The sequence below is a fragment of the Thalassospira sp. CH_XMU1458 genome (assembly GCF_037027205.1).
In the GTDB taxonomy this organism is placed as follows: Bacteria; Pseudomonadota; Alphaproteobacteria; order Rhodospirillales; family Thalassospiraceae; genus Thalassospira; species Thalassospira tepidiphila.
In genome coordinates this window covers 1062855-1078902 of the sequence record NZ_JAYMDW010000002.1, presented here as the reverse complement: position 1 = coordinate 1078902, position 16048 = coordinate 1062855, and the positions used below count along the sequence as shown (strand labels likewise).

General features: G+C 48.9%; 15 protein-coding genes. 5 read left to right on the top strand and 10 right to left on the bottom strand.

From position 1 onward, the window contains the following. The first annotated feature begins 26 nt into the window (after window positions 1–26). The 3 genes from araD1 to WBY09_RS12440 all read left to right on the top strand — a co-directional run bounded on the left by araD1 (window position 27) and on the right by WBY09_RS12440 (window position 1751). On the top strand, window positions 27–1016 hold the full coding sequence (gene araD1, locus WBY09_RS12450) for an AraD1 family protein (protein ID WP_336232856.1): 990 nt from the start codon (window positions 27–29) through the stop codon (window positions 1014–1016). Between the two features lie 193 nt (window positions 1017–1209). Further along, window positions 1210–1545: a hypothetical protein gene (locus WBY09_RS12445; RefSeq protein WP_336232855.1), complete on the top strand. Its 336-nt coding sequence runs from the start codon at window positions 1210–1212 to the stop codon at window positions 1543–1545. Next, complete coding sequence (locus WBY09_RS12440) at window positions 1542–1751, top strand: hypothetical protein (protein ID WP_336232854.1); 210 nt, start codon at window positions 1542–1544, stop codon at window positions 1749–1751. Before WBY09_RS12445 ends, WBY09_RS12440 begins: the two co-directional genes overlap by 4 nt. A 70-nt stretch (window positions 1752–1821) precedes the next feature. On the opposite strand, the gene WBY09_RS12435 is transcribed toward WBY09_RS12440, so the two are convergent. The 3 genes from WBY09_RS12435 to WBY09_RS12425 form a co-directional block, all read right to left on the bottom strand. Then, the gene (locus WBY09_RS12435) at window positions 1822–2421 is read right to left on the bottom strand and encodes an SLATT domain-containing protein (RefSeq protein ID WP_336232852.1); all 600 of its coding nucleotides are present in this window, start codon (window positions 2419–2421) and stop codon (window positions 1822–1824) included. 1 nt (window position 2422) lies between these two features. After that, window positions 2423–3733, bottom strand: coding sequence for an SMODS domain-containing nucleotidyltransferase (locus WBY09_RS12430; RefSeq protein ID WP_336232851.1), 1311 nt, complete (start codon window positions 3731–3733; stop codon window positions 2423–2425). An 817-nt stretch (window positions 3734–4550) separates the two neighbouring features. Further along, a complete protein-coding gene (locus WBY09_RS12425) occupies window positions 4551–5768 on the bottom strand; it encodes an MFS transporter (RefSeq protein WP_336232850.1) in 1218 nt (405 codons plus the stop codon). 107 nt (window positions 5769–5875) lie between these two features. On the opposite strand from WBY09_RS12425, the gene WBY09_RS12420 reads away from it, so the two are divergent. Further along, window positions 5876–6892, top strand: a complete 1017-nt coding sequence (locus WBY09_RS12420; RefSeq protein ID WP_083952795.1) for an AraC family transcriptional regulator — start codon at window positions 5876–5878, stop codon at window positions 6890–6892. Here WBY09_RS12420 and WBY09_RS12415 read toward each other — a convergent pair. The 7 genes from WBY09_RS12415 to WBY09_RS12385 form a co-directional block, all read right to left on the bottom strand. Then, entirely contained in the window at window positions 6877–7350 is a 474-nt protein-coding gene (locus WBY09_RS12415; protein WP_336232847.1) for an IclR family transcriptional regulator, read from the bottom strand. The two genes, WBY09_RS12420 and WBY09_RS12415, sit on opposite strands and share 16 nt — an antisense overlap. Continuing rightward, window positions 7347–8336 (bottom strand): phytanoyl-CoA dioxygenase family protein, encoded by a 990-nt coding sequence (locus WBY09_RS12410; RefSeq protein WP_064782079.1) that lies wholly within the window; start codon window positions 8334–8336, stop codon window positions 7347–7349. Before WBY09_RS12410 ends, WBY09_RS12415 begins: the two co-directional genes overlap by 4 nt. 51 nt (window positions 8337–8387) lie before the next feature. Beyond that, complete coding sequence (locus tag WBY09_RS12405) at window positions 8388–9137, bottom strand: class I SAM-dependent methyltransferase (protein ID WP_064782078.1); 750 nt, start codon at window positions 9135–9137, stop codon at window positions 8388–8390. Further along, on the bottom strand, window positions 9127–10581 hold the full coding sequence (locus WBY09_RS12400; protein ID WP_157097783.1) for a hypothetical protein: 1455 nt from the start codon (window positions 10579–10581) through the stop codon (window positions 9127–9129). Before WBY09_RS12400 ends, WBY09_RS12405 begins: the two co-directional genes overlap by 11 nt. A gap of 41 nt (window positions 10582–10622) precedes the next feature. Further along, window positions 10623–12023, bottom strand: coding sequence for a hypothetical protein (locus WBY09_RS12395; RefSeq protein WP_197147311.1), 1401 nt, complete (start codon window positions 12021–12023; stop codon window positions 10623–10625). 4 nt (window positions 12024–12027) lie between these two features. After that, on the bottom strand, window positions 12028–13041 hold the full coding sequence (locus WBY09_RS12390; protein WP_064782075.1) for a radical SAM/SPASM domain-containing protein: 1014 nt from the start codon (window positions 13039–13041) through the stop codon (window positions 12028–12030). Window positions 13042–13328: 287 nt separating this feature from the next. After that, window positions 13329–14090: an IclR family transcriptional regulator gene (locus WBY09_RS12385; protein ID WP_064782074.1), complete on the bottom strand. Its 762-nt coding sequence runs from the start codon at window positions 14088–14090 to the stop codon at window positions 13329–13331. A 142-nt stretch (window positions 14091–14232) separates the two neighbouring features. On the opposite strand from WBY09_RS12385, the gene WBY09_RS12380 reads away from it, so the two are divergent. Then, window positions 14233–15960, top strand: a complete 1728-nt coding sequence (locus WBY09_RS12380) for a thiamine pyrophosphate-requiring protein (protein ID WP_336232845.1) — start codon at window positions 14233–14235, stop codon at window positions 15958–15960. The last annotated feature ends 88 nt before the right edge of the window (window positions 15961–16048 follow it).

Sequence of the window (16048 nt, the reverse complement as noted above, 5' to 3'; positions counted from 1 at the left end):
ACCCAAGACCGTTCAGGACAGAATTCATGAGACTGGTTCAATTCAAGGACACCGCCGGCGCGCAACATGTTGCCGTGGTCGAAGATCAAAATACCCTGGTCCCGCTTAAGGGCGTTTCCACCACCCGTGAACTTGCGACCATCGCGCTTGCCAAGGGCATGACGATGATCGAAAAGGCAAAAATTCGTATGGGCGACACCACTGTCGACTATAACGAAGTTGCCCGTGATGGCCGCCTTTTGCCGCCGATCACCCATGTTGATCCGGCGCATTTCCTGGTGACGGGCACCGGGCTTACGCATCTTGGGTCGGCCTCGGCGCGTGCGAACATGCACAAGGCCGATAACAAGGACGCCAACGAAACCGATTCCATGAAGATGTTCCGCATGGGGGTTGAGGGCGGCAAGCCCAAGGCTGGCGAACATGGTGTGCAGCCGGAATGGTTCTATAAGGGCGATGGCTCCATCGTTGCCAATCCGGGGGCAGATATCCCAAGCCCGTCCTTCGCCCTTGATGGCAGTGAAGAACCGGAAATTGCCGCTGTTTATGTCATTGATCATGATGGCACCCCGGTGCGCATCGGCTTTGCGATTGGCAACGAGTTTTCCGATCACGTGATGGAACGTCAGAACTACCTGTATCTGGCGCATTCAAAGCTGCGCCATTGTGCGATGGGTCCTGAATTGCTGCTGGGTGATCTGCCAAGCCATGTCGAGGGCACCTCGCGCCTCTATCGCGATGGCAAGGTGATCTGGGAAAAGCAGTTTGTTAGCGGCGAAGACAATATGTCGCACTCGATCGCCAACCTTGAATATCACCACTTCAAATATGACCTGTTCCGCCGTCCGGGCGATGTGCATGCGCATTTCTTTGGCACCGCAACGCTCAGCTTTGCCGATGGTGTCACCACCCAGGACGGGGATGAATTCGAAATTGAATCGCCGCTATTTGGCCGCCCGATCCGCAACCGCCTGATGGTTCAGGCAGAGCGCCCGGTGACCGTCAAGGCGATCTGATGTCTTTCTGAGACTCCCAAGGGCCAAAAACCCTGTCTACCTCCAAACGACACGACTTGCCCCGGCGCTTAACTGTGCCGGGGTTTTCTTTTTTTAACTTTAGGTTGTGTTTTCTTTTGTTTATATTGTGTTTCTAATGTATCCCTTGTGTAGGGTGGGTTTTGAAGGGCTTATCTAAATAAGGATGGATGTTATGGTCGATTGTGGCGGCAAAGATTGTGTTGAGCCTGAGGTTGCTGTAATTAATGCAAAAAAAAACCGTGAATGGAATTTGTTTGCATTTACAATTATAATTCTTTTAATTTTTTCTGGGCCTGCTTTTATTTATATTGTGGTCCAGAATAGTCCTGAAAATCTAATTTTTGTTAGGGACAACATCCTACGCTTCACTATTCTAATTTTATTAGTGCCCACTCTATTTGGGCTTTTAATGTATAATCGAATACAGGCAGAGACGGCTATCGCGATTTTGGCCTCAATAGTCGGATTCGCATTTGGGACAGACACACTGAATGTAGGTTCTGGTTGAATCAGCAGTCGATTAAAGGGGGCAGTCCTCTTTTCACGGGTGATGTGCATGCGCATTTCTTTGGCACGGCGACGCTCAGCTTTGCCGATGGTGTCACCACCGAGGACGAGGACGAGTTCGAAATTGAATCGCCGCTATTTGGTCGTCCGATCCGCAACCGCCTGATGGTTCAGGCAGAGCGCCCGGTGACCGTCAAGGCGATCTGATGTCTTTCTGAGACTCCCAAGGGCCAAAAACCCTGTCTACCTCCAAACGACACGAACTCCCCGGCTCATGTTATTGGGGCGGGGTTTTGCTTTGGGGTTTCGGGGGTTTCTGTCGACCGCCTGAACGTTTTAATGACAGAGGTAAAAAACAATCGATTTCTTCAGAGCTGAATGTCAAATCCTCCATATTTTTTAAGCGGTTCTGAGCTTCGATATAAGCTTTGCCATCTGTTTGTGGAGCGGATTGATAAAGTGCGGCGAGCATAGCTTGCAACTCATCGCGACGTTCAACTGCATCATGCCTATCAAGGGCTGGCAAATCTGTCAGAAGAGAGAGGTAGCACTCTCGAATGTTCCATAGTTTTGCTGCAGCATCACGATGTTTTTGTGCAGTTGAGCCTAGGTCGAAGTTTTTCAGATACGTTGATACGAACAGCGTAAGAGACGAAATTAGAACCGTAGTGATCTCAACCCACGTCTTATCTGTAACAATTACACCAACAGCACTCGTGCTCGTTAGGGCGGTGAGGATGATTTGCCAGAGCTTATACCGATTAAGTGTTTTGGCACAGTTATCGGCCATTCGTTCATGTGTTTTGTGTGTATAAACCACGCGACCGAAGCACTCGCGGATTTGATCTTCAAGGAAAATGTCATCGTCAGCTTTCATGCTAACTTACCTCGGCACTTTGTGCGCTGATGGGAACCAGAATGTTATCACGAGCAACAACAACGCCATTCAAAACTGCAAAGCAGTCTACACAGTGATTGCCCCGGAAATCAGTGCTTTCGCGTCGCTCCCAATTACCTCCATCACTGATAATCTGACCGCGTATCATATCTCGACGTTCAGCCTCGTCACCTCGGTTAAGCACTTTCCAGTAAATGCTTGTGCCCGCTGGAAGATCGGTGCCATCCGCGATAAAGAATCGGAGGCTTTTTTTACGAAGAAGGATGTTGTGACGTTCAAGAAGGTTGAGCAAAAGTGTTGGCCGGAAGCCATTTTGCGTTACTTCACAATCAATTCGCATTTCATATCGTATGTCTAACGGGAAACGATCTTCAATGAATTCTTCAGTGTTGCGGAATGTGCTGTCAGCGAATGCGGCTTCCATCGCTCTAGAAACCGGAGCAGGATAACCATTACCGAACACATTGCGCCATTTCTGTCGTTCATTGGTCTGCCCACTGGCCTCAATAGCTTCCGAACACAGTTCGTAAGCTTTCTTTGCTCTTTTCTCGAATCTTTTCTTTACCTTTACACGCTGTCGGCTACCAAGGGCGGCATATTCGGTTTGCTTGGGCTGGTCAGATAAAAACTTGAAGAAATCACGACACATGTAACCGTAATAGAGGTAGCTTTTTTCGTCATATTCGTCGGTGGCCTCAAGAAAATTATAAGCGAGTGTGTCGATCAGAAGACCTCCCATTGCCACGCCATGTTTATTTTTCCAAGCGCGGGTTATCTTGCAAAGGCGACGGAGGTTTCTGTTTTTTCTTTGGTTCGCTTCCCGCATTTCATCGAGTTCTGCCTGCGGTTTTGTAATCTTCCATGATCCGCCATTCGCCGTGTCGGGATACTTAAAGCTTCCGTCCTCTTGTCGAAAAGCTGGCATTACTTCGATATGGAAATCTTTGTAAAGAACCTGCACGACTAACCGATCAACCTTTACAGTTGTGGACGGATAGCGTGTTTGGATGGCATCTTTTGTAGCCCGAAGAATAGCATACTGCTTGCCGTCCTTGTAAGTATCCCATTCTCGCTCCGGGATGATGTAGATCATATCCAGATCGGAGATGCCTTTAATCGCGGTCCATCGCCCGTATGATCCAACTTGAAGGCTGTTCGCGGTTTTTGATTCGGTCTCTCTAAACCGCTTGTTGAGTGCTGCGGTGATTTCGCCATAACGGAGCGAGATATTCGCTTCATTATCGACTTTGATGTTGCCTAAGAACGTTTTGAAATCATCCGCGATACTCACTATGCCTCCTAAGGCTCAAACTAGTATGTGTTCGAAGTTGTAGTTTTAGAATGCGACGAAACCTTAAGGGGGCTCGTTGTTTCAGGGGATGTAAATTATAAAAATCTACTTTGGTAAGTTTTTAGCGGAAATAAGGAAGATTGACCAGAGACAGAAGCTTGTTCTTATTGTGAAAAGGGGGCAGCCCCCTTTTTCTGCTGGTTTCTATAAAGCTCTTCAGCGCGCACAATCATTCTGTCTGTTCTGGCGGTTGATACTCTGGCCTAGTGACTGGATTTGGAAAAAGCGGACAGATTTATTTTAGGCAAGAAGAAATAGAGGGATCACTTGATTGAATTAGGAAGTGTGTCATCTGTTTTTTCGATAGGAGAAAAGACCGCTGTGAGTCTGGAGGTGGGCGAGTTGCCAGATCAAATCTCTCCAAACAAAACAGTCATACATTTTGAAGCAATATCTCCTGTTCTACTAAGCGGCTATAGATGGTGGCCGGAAAAAGAACTCTTGGATTTAATTTTTGAGACGAAACATATCTCGCCATTAATTGGTGCCCGCGTACATATATCCAATGAATAGTATGTAAAAAATCCGGCGTTTCCTTTTTCAGTCCCAACACGGAAAAGGGCACAGCCCCCTTTTAGCTTGTTTGATAGATGGACGCCCGCCTGCGCGGGCGTGACGGGCTGTGGGGCGTGGCATGACGGGGGTGGTGTTCGTTGTGGCAGATGGATGCCGGTAGAACGCGATAAGGGCAGCGGATTAGTTCCGCTGCCCTTGGTTTTGGTTGTTGGTGTGTGAGGTGGTGATGCGAAGGGGGGGGCTAGGCTTGTTCGCGGGCGAGCGGGGCGGTTCGCAGGCCCAGGGTTACGATGATCGATGCGGCGAGAAGCAGGAAGCCGGCAATGGTAAAGACGCCAAGCGCGCCGCTGGTGTCAAAGACAAGACCGCCAACCGCGGCACCGGTGGCAATGGCAAGCTGGAAACCGGCGACCAGAAGTCCGCCGCCGCTTTCGGCCTCATCCGGCACGGTGCGCGTGATCCAAGTGGACCATGCGACCGGCACACCGCCAAAGGCCATGCCCCAGATCGCAACAAGCACGGTGGTCGGGGCAACCGCACCATCAATGGCGACCATGCCGACCCCGGCCAGCCCCATGATCATCGGCATCAGGGCGATGGTCATGCGCAGCGAGCGGGCAATCAGCGCGCCGCCGACATAGGTACCGATAAAGTTGGCAACACCAAAGCCCAGCAAAATGCCCGAGACACCCGCCGTCGTGACGCCCGAGACATTTTCAAGGAACGGGCGGACATAGGTAAACAGCGCGAAATGGCCGGTAATGATCAGGACCAGTGAAAACAGCCCGAATTTCATGCGCGGGCGGTTGATGACCTCGATCAGGGTGCGCAGGGTCGCACGCCCGCGCGGCGGCATCTTGGGCAGGGTTGCGAATTGCACGACAAGGGCAAGAACGCCCAGCAGGGACGCCAGCATAAACACATTGCGCCAGCCAATGACATCGCCAAGATAGCTGCCGAGCGGGGCGGCAAAGACAGTGGCGGCGGAAACGCCGCTAAACAGGATGGCAAGGGCGCGCGGGACGTTCTTTTCCGGCACAAGGCGCATGATGATGGCCGCCGACATGGTCCAGAAACCACCAAGGGCAACGCCCAGCAAGACCCGGCCGGCCAGAAGGATGGCATAGTTCGGGGCCTGTGCGATCATGATGTTCGCGGCAATCAGAAGAACCGAAAAGCCGAGCAGAACATAGCGGCGGTCGATCTTGCGGGTCACCGTCGCGGTCAGAAGGCTGGTGATCAGGGCCATAACGGCGGTGGCCGACATGGCTTGGCCTGCCATGCCTTCGGTAATGCGCAGATCATCTGCCATCGGGGTGAGCAGGCTGACCGGCAAAAATTCGGCCGTGACCAGCCCGAATACCCCAAGCGTCATGGAAATCACAGCAGCCCAGGCAGCAGGTGCGGGCGCAGTGGTTTGATCCACGGCTTGGTCGGGGCGCGATTGAGGTTCACTCATGGGAAGTCCTTCGAGTTGATGTTTTGCATTGCACCCAAAATAGTCTGGACCGTTCGGACGATCTATGACAGTTTGTCTTTATTCATTGATCAATCGTCCGGAATGTCATGTCGCTTATTGCAAATGCAGATCTAAACAGCCCGTCCGATCATATCGAAGGCCAGTTCAATCCCGCCGGTCATGACATGGTAAATGAACTGCTTTCCGGTGTGCGGTTACGCGGCCTTGATTATCGTCGCATTGAAATATCCGCCCCGTTCGGCTTGCGGTTTGGCGAGGATGTTGACGATGGCCGCGCCTGGTTTCATTTCATCGGGCAGGGCACAGTTCATCTGCGGACCAAAAGTGGTGCGACGCATGTTCTGGGCTGCGGGGATGCGGTGTTGTTGCCCTGTGCGGGCATTCACGATCTTTACAGCCAGGATGGCGTTGCAATGCGCAGCATTGATGCGTTTGAAAAGGCGCCGCTATGTGATGCGGCATCGGAAATCCGCGCCTGCGAGGCCGATGTGTGCCGATCAAAGGACAATCTGATTTTCAGCTGTGCGATGGAATTTGATCTTGGCTGGCTGCATCCGTTGGCCCACCTCAAGCCGGAAATCATGCATATCGAAACGGTGCCGGATCATGATCCGCAAATCCCGGCAATCCTTGATGTGATGACAGCCGAACTTCGCGCCAAGCGGCCGGGATATGGTGTGATCCTGACCCGTCTTGCCGATGTGGTGGCCGCAGCGATCCTTCGGCGCTGGGTCGAGACAGGATGTGATGTGTGTGGCTGGGTGGAGGCGATCCGTGATCCCAAGCTGGCGCGTGTTCTAGCCGCCCTGCATAAGGAGCCGGGGCGGAGCTGGTCGGTTGCGGATATGGCATCGGAAATGGGTGTGTCGCGGTCTGTCTTTGCCGAGCGGTTTGTCGAGCTGACGAAATCAACGCCGCAACAATATCTGACCAACTTGCGCATGCGCCTGGCCAGCCAATGGATCGGGCGGGAAAACCTTTCCCTGGATGAAGTGGCCGATCGTCTTGGCTATGCCTCGGTCGCGGCATTCAGCCGTGCGTTCAAACGCACCACGGGCAAGTCCCCCGGTGCCATCCGCCATATTGATTACGCATCGCCATAAAGGACGTGCTGTGCGCTTTTTGCAGCGGATTGTAGCTTTGCCAGCAAGCCTTCGCGATTTTGCGCCAGCGTTGCCGGGGATGCACCAAACACCGAAAAGGCCGAGATCATATTGCCATGTTTGGTCAGAATCGGCACGGCGATGGCATAGATGTCTTTTTCGCGTTCGCCATTATTGGTGGAGAAGCCCTGATCACGGATGGTGGCAAGTTCGGCCCTTAGATCATCAAGGTCGGTGATGGTGTGATCCGTCATGCCGGTCAGGCGGGCATTCTTCAAATAGCGGTCCTGATCATCGGGGCTGAGATGCGCCAGCCACAGTTTGCCATGCGCTGTGCAAAAGGCATCAAGGCGCGATCCAATCCGGATATCGACATAAAGCGCCCGGTCGGGCAGGGCGCTCGGTGATCTTCGAGGCGAATTGACAATATGGGATATTTCTAAAGCGTCGGAAGTCACCGCTTAGAAATTCTTGATACAACAGCGGCTGATTTGGTGAGGACACGATTAGGTATGGTAAACATTTTCCCTGCAAAATGTTTACCTACCGACAGGTGTTTTGTAAACTTGTGACGTAAATCATAGTACAGCTCAACAATGCCTTGTTCTGAAAACTGAGAATAAGCTGCTCCACTAATCTCCCATTTTTCCCCTCGTTCCCACTGTCGAGTTCTTTTTGATAGTTTGTCTCCAAAACCAAGTAATCGTGTCCCGGGATATGTGTGCGCACGCATTATTTTACGCTCACATCCTTCTTTCAGGAAGCTGCCTCTGTGAAATACATCAGTGTTAAATATTATTAAGGATCCGGCAGGTGCAAGGATTTCAACAAACGGAGGTAGTCCCTCTGGGAGTACCTCGTTATTCATAGTATAGAATTCAGGAACTCCAACCGTTATTGTTCCATTGTGCTCTAATTGTGAAAACCATGCTCTGAACTGTTGCCTTGCGAGTGGTGCACTGCCGGGATGCACACCAAAAGCCCCTCTCCCGGTCTCTAGAATATCTTCCAAATAGACCATAAATTTGAGATTCCAAGTCTTATCAAAGTGCGAGGGAGCTACTTCCTTGCCGGTACCTATATCATGTGTGGCGTATATCTCAGTATTCAGCATGCAAGGTCTACCTACGATTTTCTCCGTTAGTTGAACGATCTTGTCGTCAGCAAATACCTTATCTACGGTCTCGAATGTTGGAGCAGTAACGGAACCACGGTCAAAAGCTGCATAATCAGCAATATCTCCACCGACTTTACGGACGTAGGCTACCTCGTCTTTATTCCTGAGACTTCTTATATGTTCCCATTCAGCTCGGAGGTTATCAAGGTTTGGTTGGGACACCCATGAAGGCAAAACAGCTACACCGAATTTTCTCAATGCACGCTCTACATCTTCCTCCTGAAAGCCATTTTTTAGGGTAATGTCTTCCAAAGTTGCGGCATTCATGGTGCTTTCTCCAAGTGGTTTCTTCGCTAATCGAATGCAGTAAAAATCTAATTATGATTTTAAATCAATTATTAGAAATTGCAATTGCACTAACTGTTGTGCGCCATTTACCAATTGCCTAGGATTTTTTTTTGTTTCAATAGTCCAAGTTCGCATTGGATCTTCTCTTTGAATCAATGATTGGGACATTGCAAAGGGGAGCATCTGATATTTGTCTATATCGTTACTCTTCGTGTCCAATATCTTTTTTATCGTTGCTCTGCTTACGTAATTCCACCCGATTTCCCATTCCCCTTCGGTATCACTTCCTTCGATAACACGTCGATGCCTCATAATCACATCGACCGGGTGGTCATTTATCATGTCGAGGACAACTATTCTGCCATTTGGCAGGGTAAGGTTAACTAAGTTCGACAAAACAGGTTCAGTGTCATCAAAGCAATTTAAAACACCTGACATGATACTGAAATCGAATTTTGAAGTGGGCGATAAAGTAGGTACAGAAATATCACCCTGAATAAACTCAACGCTAGGAAGGCGTTTCCTGGCAAGTTCTAACATCTTTTGTGATACATCAAAGCCGCTCAGCTTCAGTTTAGGAAACCTGAAGCTCAGATAATGCAATAAATCTCCGGTCGCGCAGCCAATGTCTATACAACTTCCACCATTTTTTGCTCCTTTTTCCTCCAAGATATTACCAATATGAACAAAAATATCCTTTGGTTTTTCTCTTCGATCTTCGTTTATGTAGATATCGTCATCCGCTATTCTGCGGCCAGAACCAGACCATTTACTTTGCATCTATCTTGTCTCTTTCTATTTGCTCTAACTGCCTGCAGATTCGAACAAAAGAGTTACCATCTAGTGGACCGAAACCAATCAATTCCTCTAAGCTATCAGAGATAAGTTGCTCAAATCGACTCTTTTCGGTCGCTAGCAATTTAATTTCCTCTAGAGTTTCCGAGTACGAAGATGTGGCCAAATAACTTGCAATGTTTGGAAATTCATCTAACCCAAACTGAAACAAATCGTAGTCTATGCACACTTTTCGAGCGGCGAGAGCCCACCGTGCGGTGCTGGAACCGTTAACCAACAAAACATCGTAAGATGGAATTAAATCAACAACGAAACCTGGGGTATTATATATACCGTTTTTCTCGAGCTTTTTTACGTCGTCTGTGATTATTCGTGGATGAAGGGAAAAAGATAATTGTACATTATTGAATCGCTTTAAATCATCGCAGAGCCGAGATATGTAATTCGCTACACTTGAAAATTCACTTTTTTGGGCCCAGCTGGTAGTTTCGCTTGGAGGAACGCAAACTAGTATTTTGACTTTATTTCTAGATATCTTTGTGCAGTTAGCAAACGCTATTTGAGCGGCGGGATCTCTTTCAAACGCATCGGATACCACATCTCCGTATATAGACCCGGTAACCACAATTTTCTTCTCTGGGACGCCCTCCTGTAAGTATCGCGCCTGCATTGCTTGTCCCTCGCTCAATATGATGTCGCTATTTCCTCCTTGAAAGCACCAAGGGTCTCTGAAGGTTATTCCGCAGTATTCCATTGCGATAATAAAAGAAGGCGGCAGATATATACTGTTTCCAAAATGAGTTCCTCTAATCCATTGAGGGTGATTGGTCTTTATGTACGAGCCTCCTGCGCTATCTGTATTGTATAGACTGCCATCTTCTGCTTTTTCCTCGACGCCTTTGTATACTAGTGATGAGGAATCCGCCATTCCATAGGGTAGGGTAGCTATGATCAGACCGCGTTGCTTTGCGACATGCAATAGCCAATAGTCTGAGGCAATACCATCCTCACCAGTTACAATCACTGTGGCGCCACTCTCATCAATTACCCTTTGGGCATCTTCAATACGAAATGTGTGGTACTTCACCATCTCAGAAAGTGCAGCATCAGGAATGCCGGTATCTTTAGGCACTCCGAGCGCAAAAGACTTTTTATTTATTAAATAATGTATTCTTTTTAGTATTCTAGAAAAGAAATTGTTTGTATTTTGTGCTGTATTATCGACCGGTCCGCGGTCTCCTTTATGAATAAAAAAACTAGCATTGAGAGATGTTGCTACGTCTGACACACGTTGAGCAACGCCGTCATCGTCTCGATCGCAGCAAAAACAGACAGAAAACCCATAGCGCTGCATTCGTTCAGCGACTTCTTTGTAATAGTTTAGTTGTCCAGTTTCGCCGCAAATAATAAGAATTCTTGGGTGAGTCAATTTTCATTATCTCTTATTAAATTTTGAAAAATATGTTTTCACTAATTATGCTCTGTTATTAGTCTGACAATATTTTCTGTTGCTCTTCCGTCAATTTCCCCCCATATTTTCCTGTTTTCTTCCATACCGCGTGCTTGTGTTTCATAGTATTCGTTATTTAGCATTTTCAATACTTTTTCTTTTGAATTCGAGAAGTTCGCAAAAGAAAAAAAACCTGGAGAATTGTCGTAGATAGAGAGGTTAAATCCATACATATCATAGTTGATGACCGGTTTTCCAGCTGCGAGCGCCCAGCGAATAGTCGATGAAAAGCATGTGAAAAATAAGTCGTGAACAGGGATTGCCGTAATCACACCGTTTTCAATAGTATTTAGATTCAAATTGTTGATGACTTCTCTGTCAGAATCTAGGGTGTTCGGGTGAATAGAAACTGAAATTTCAAGTTGTTCATTTTCGTCTTCGAGTCTCTTTAATTGTTGCCAAACTGTACTGTATGACTCAAATTCGCAAAATTTAGCACGAGTAGCATGATAGTTCGGCGGCAGTGATACTAGTATTTTTGTTTTGTTTGGGGCTATTTTTTTCTTGTTCTCAAATGCCCTCTTGGCATCCCCGTGTTCGGATATTTTCTCATAAATTAAGTCACAATATATCGAGCCAGTTGGCACAAGTTTTTTTTCGTCGATATTTTCATCTCGGTAGACACGCATCGTGTTTTCGCTCTCTACTGCAATGTATGAGCTTGGTCCGCCGTGTACAGTCCAAGGATTCTGAAGTTCTCCAATTATATCTTCTCTTGCAAGTATATACTCAGGGGGGAACAGTAAAAAATTTTTACGTTTGTATGTTTTGATCCATTGTGCGTGTTTGGAGCGGATCAATTGACCTAGTGCCGAGTTTGGAACTTCGTATAGTGTACCGTCAGCATACTTTTCAAGCAGTAGGTTTTGAAAGTCTTGGTGGTTGGATATCTCGTAAGGAACAACGATAACCGGTATCTTCAATTCTATAGCCGCAGATATGTATTCGAAAGGGGAAGATATTCCGTCTTCGAAGCAGATCAAATGTGTAGATTGTGACTTAGATATCTCTAGTTTTGCGATTTTCTTTTTCTGGAAAAAGTCACGTGCCGTACGCAGATACTTAATTCTGGACCGCATGGGTGCTGCTCTGTACTTCAATTGGCTTAGTGCTAGTAAATATAAATTTTCACAAAAGTTTTTAATAGTATTTATGTGTTCTCTGTTGCTAATCGTTGAGTTCGTTTTTTTCGATATTGTTATTATTTCTTGCGTTAAACCAGAGTTATTGGGCGTGCATAAAGTAACTTTAATACGCTGTTGTTGCAGCCTTGATGCTAGTTCGGTTGTCAATTGCAGCTGAGATTTCAGCGTTGGTACTATGAAAACTCTTGATTTTCTTGTTTCCCGGTTTGTTGTCATCCCCTTACCCTTCTTCTCTCCAGAATGTTTTGTGTTGCACTAATTCTGTGTTTAGTGGTTGGGGTTTGCATTTGCTTGCACGGATGCAATTGGCGCATAGAGTTCCTTCAAGGTCGTCAGCAATGTGGCGTTGACGTAAGTCACGAAACCGTTTGCTATGCCAAGCATCCTTTACTGACATGTTGGAAATGCTCTCTACTGCGAGTAGGTTTTCGTAGTCATTACAGCATGCTTTCATATACCCTTCTAGGCTAAAATGTGCTTTGTTAAAAGGAAGGTGGCAGTCACGGTAGGGAGGGTCAGGGAATTCTGACATTTGGCCTGATTGATTGGATGCCTCATAGTATAGTATTTCGTCAACATAGTCTGAGATAAGAGATTTCAAGTTGTCGAATGAGGCAATTGTATGGGGCATGCCGACAAACGAGACGCCTAGATATACATCTTGAGAAACCTTTTCTCTATAGGCGCTTACAAATCGGATGTTATCGATAACCTTGTCAAAGTTATCTTTTCCATGAACTGCTTTATAGGTTTCTCGGTCGCCGCCGTTTACAGAAAACTTAATCGAGTTCAGCCCTGCATCGAGAATTTTCTTAAATTTGTCGTGTCCGACCAATGCCCCATTGGTCGAGATGTACTGATATTCGTAGCCAGTTTCTTTGCAAAACGAGATATACTCGTCTAACCACTTGCAGGTCAGTGGTTCTGCACCTGCGAATAAGCCGATTTCCCTAGCGCCGCATTCGTAGGACTCTGTAACGATACGTTTGAATAGATCTCGATCAATGTGCCTCTTTGGGCGCTCCATTAGTGTGTAAGCGCAAAAATTACAATTATGGTTACATATGTTCGTTGTCTCAACCTGAATCTGTCTAGGGAATGGAGGGCATTGTTCTCGTTTTGAATCAGTTATCATATTCAAAAGTCGCGTACCAATATGGCTTTTCCCGGTGTATCCGCTAGAGAATATTTCGGTGAGATCATCTTCGATGAATTGTTTGTTCTCTTTTGCCATAGTTAATTCGGTTCCCAAAAACTGATTTGATTAGCCATATCTTGTGCCTTTTTTTAAATGATGTGCAAATGAATTCCAACACCGAATTCATACGTGGTGAGGATAAGCGGGACAGTCGGCTGGTGTAAGCGTGCAGGGTAACCCGCTTCACATAATATTTCTTGCTAAAGCATCTTGGAGATGTTGATGATAATAATTTGCACTTGTGTGTAAGGGGCATGTATTGCCATAGCATGGTCACAAAGGGTTCAGGGGATAAGCGTATGATAGCAGTATTGGTCGGCTAATCAGTTCGCGCCGCAAATTGTAATTTTTGCAAGATGTGCGGCAATTTGCGTGCTCTCTAGAAGGCTCTGGCGGTTCTGGTCAAGTATCTCAACTGATGCGCCAAATACCGAAAAGGCCGAGATCATATTGCCATGTTTGGTCAGGATCGGCACGGCGATGGCATAGATGTCTTTTTCGCGCTCGCCATTATTGGTGGAAAAGCCCTGATCGCGGATGTGGGCAAGTTCGACCTTTAGTGCATCAAGATCGGTGATGGTGTGATCCGTCATCCCCTTAAGGCGGGCATTTTTGAAATAGCGGTCCTGATCATCGGGGCTGAGATGCGCCAGCCACAGCTTGCCATGCGCTGTGCAAAAGGCATCAAGCCGCGACCCAATCCGGATATCGACATAAAGCGCCCGGTCGGGGAGGGCCTTGGCGATGCAAACTGCTGCGTCGCGATCAAATTCGGTTGCCATGCAGGCTTCGCCTGTTTCGCGCGCCAGCTGATCAAGGATCGGCTGCAGGATGGTCGGCAGGTTGCCATCGTGCAAAACACGATCCCCCAGATCGGCAAACATATACCCCAGCCTGAAAACCCCGCGTGACGTCACCCGCAATGCCCCGGCATGCACCAGTGTGTGCAGAAACCGGTGGGCGGTGATCATGTTGATGCCTAGTGCATCGGCCGTTTCCTTGGCGGTCAGTTCACTTTGCCCCGCCGCAAACAGATCAAGAATTTTAAAGGCCTTAAGCACGGAACCATTGAGTTGGCTGGTCATCGGGTTGCTTTTCTCCACGCAAACAGATCGGACGCCGCTGTGCCGTCTTGACGACCACCGGATTTCAATAATAAACTATATTATAAATCATATTTCAACTATAGAAATAACGGGCATGCGCCCGGAAAGCAAGAGGCGTCTGATGAAAAGCGACAAGCAGGAAAATCCCGGCCAACTGACCCTGACTGCCGGTGGGGCGGTCCTGGCCCGCATGAAGGCCATCGGGATTGATTACATCTTTGCCAATTCAGGGACCGATTTCCCGCCAATCATCGAAGGGTTGGCCGAGGCCGCGGCAAAGGATATCGACCTGCCGCACGCGCTGATTATGCCGCACGAAAATGCGGCGATGGGGATGGCGCACGGCTATTACCTTGCCACCGGCAAGACGCAGGCCGTGATGGCGCATACCAATGTTGGCCTTGCCAACTGTGCAATCGGGGCGATCAATGCCGCGACCGAACATGTGCCGGTTGTTTTGATGTCGGGCCGAACGCCAGTGATGGAAAAGGGGCGTCTGGGGGCGCGCACCGTGCCGATTGGTTGGGGCCAGGAAATGCGCGATCAGGCAGCGCTGGTGCGCGAAAGCACGAAATGGGAGTATGAGCTTAAATTCCCCGAACAGGTGCCGGATGTTGTCGACCGTGCTTATGCGATTGCATCATCGGTGCCCAAGGGCCCGACCTATGTCAGCCTGCCGCGTGAAGTTTTGTGCGAACCGTGCCCGAGTGATCAGATCGAAGGTCCGCTTCGTATGCAGCCGGTGCCTGTCGCCCCGCCACAGGCCGTGGTGGAACAGGCAGCCGACATTCTGGCCAATGCCAAAAACCCGGTGATCATTGCCCAGCGTGGAACGGGCACGGCGGAAGCCTTTGGCCGCTTTGGCGATCTGGTCGATCAGTGGGGCATTCCGGTGGTGCAATACTGGGCGATCCAGCTTGCCATTGGCACCGAACACCCGATGTTTGCCGGGATGGACCCAGCGCCGTGGCTTAAAAATGCCGATGCGGTGGTGGTGATCGATTGTCTCGCCCCCTGGTCGCCCGATATCCATGATTTGCCGGATGACTGCAAAGTCATCCAGATCGGGCAGAACCCGCTTTATTCGCGTTTCCCGGGGCGTAATTTTGCCGCCGATATCTCGCTTGTTGGTGAAACCGGTGATGTGATCATGATGCTGGCGGATGCCATGGATCATCGTCATGACGACCAAAAATCTGTTTGCGAGGATCGCCGGGCCAAGGTGGCAGCCATCAATGCCGAAACCCGTAAAAAGGCGTTGGCGGCGGCGGATGCCGGGGCGGTGGACCCGATGACCAAGGCCTATGTGTCACGCTGTCTTTCGGATGCGATTTCAGGCCGGGCGGCGACGGTGTTTTCGGAGTTGGGCTGTCCGTTGGAACCGCTTTCGCTTTCTGAACACAGCAGCTGGTATCAGGAACCGCATTCCGGCGGGCTTGGTTGGTCCTTCCCGGCATCGATGGGCTATCAGTTGGCGGATAAGAATAAACTGGTCGTCGCGACCATGGGGGACGGATCCTATATGTTTGCCAACCCGACGGCGTGTCATCAGATTGCCGAGGCGTTGGAGCTTCCAATCCTGATCCTTGTGCTCAACAACAATGAATGGGGGGCGGTGAGACAGTCCGTGACGGGGATGTATCCCGATGGTTATGCGGCAAAAACCAACGAAATGCCGCTGACCGCCCTTAAGCCCAGCCCCGATTTCACCAAGGTCGCCGAGGCCAGCCGTGCCTGGGTTGCCAAGGCCAAACGCGCCGAAGATTTGCCCGGTATCCTGAATGAGGCGATCAAGCATATCGACACCAACCGCACCCATGCGTTTGTTGAGGTAACGATTGCGCCTTAAGCGACTGCTTGGGTCATTAATGATCGGCGCCCGGCATATTGTCGGGCGTCATCGTTTTGATCAGATGCACTGTATTGTGGCATCGCAA

What these genes read in the sequence shown, in the direction of transcription:
- WBY09_RS12410 (WP_064782079.1), bottom strand. Translation starts at nt 8,336, where the DNA reads ATGAATGCCGCAACTTTGGAAGACATTACCCTAAAAAATGGCTTTCAG.
- WBY09_RS12445 (WP_336232855.1), top strand. Translation starts at nt 1,210, where the DNA reads ATGGTCGATTGTGGCGGCAAAGATTGTGTTGAGCCTGAGGTTGCTGTA.
- WBY09_RS12385 (WP_064782074.1), bottom strand. Translation starts at nt 14,090, where the DNA reads ATGACCAGCCAACTCAATGGTTCCGTGCTTAAGGCCTTTAAAATTCTT.
- WBY09_RS12405 (WP_064782078.1), bottom strand. Translation starts at nt 9,137, where the DNA reads ATGCAAAGTAAATGGTCTGGTTCTGGCCGCAGAATAGCGGATGACGAT.
- WBY09_RS12380 (WP_336232845.1), top strand. Translation starts at nt 14,233, where the DNA reads ATGAAAAGCGACAAGCAGGAAAATCCCGGCCAACTGACCCTGACTGCC.
- WBY09_RS12390 (WP_064782075.1), bottom strand. Translation starts at nt 13,041, where the DNA reads ATGGCAAAAGAGAACAAACAATTCATCGAAGATGATCTCACCGAAATA.
- araD1 (WP_336232856.1), top strand. Translation starts at nt 27, where the DNA reads ATGAGACTGGTTCAATTCAAGGACACCGCCGGCGCGCAACATGTTGCC.
- WBY09_RS12435 (WP_336232852.1), bottom strand. Translation starts at nt 2,421, where the DNA reads ATGAAAGCTGACGATGACATTTTCCTTGAAGATCAAATCCGCGAGTGC.
- WBY09_RS12395 (WP_197147311.1), bottom strand. Translation starts at nt 12,023, where the DNA reads ATGACAACAAACCGGGAAACAAGAAAATCAAGAGTTTTCATAGTACCA.
- WBY09_RS12425 (WP_336232850.1), bottom strand. Translation starts at nt 5,768, where the DNA reads ATGAGTGAACCTCAATCGCGCCCCGACCAAGCCGTGGATCAAACCACT.
- WBY09_RS12420 (WP_083952795.1), top strand. Translation starts at nt 5,876, where the DNA reads ATGTCGCTTATTGCAAATGCAGATCTAAACAGCCCGTCCGATCATATC.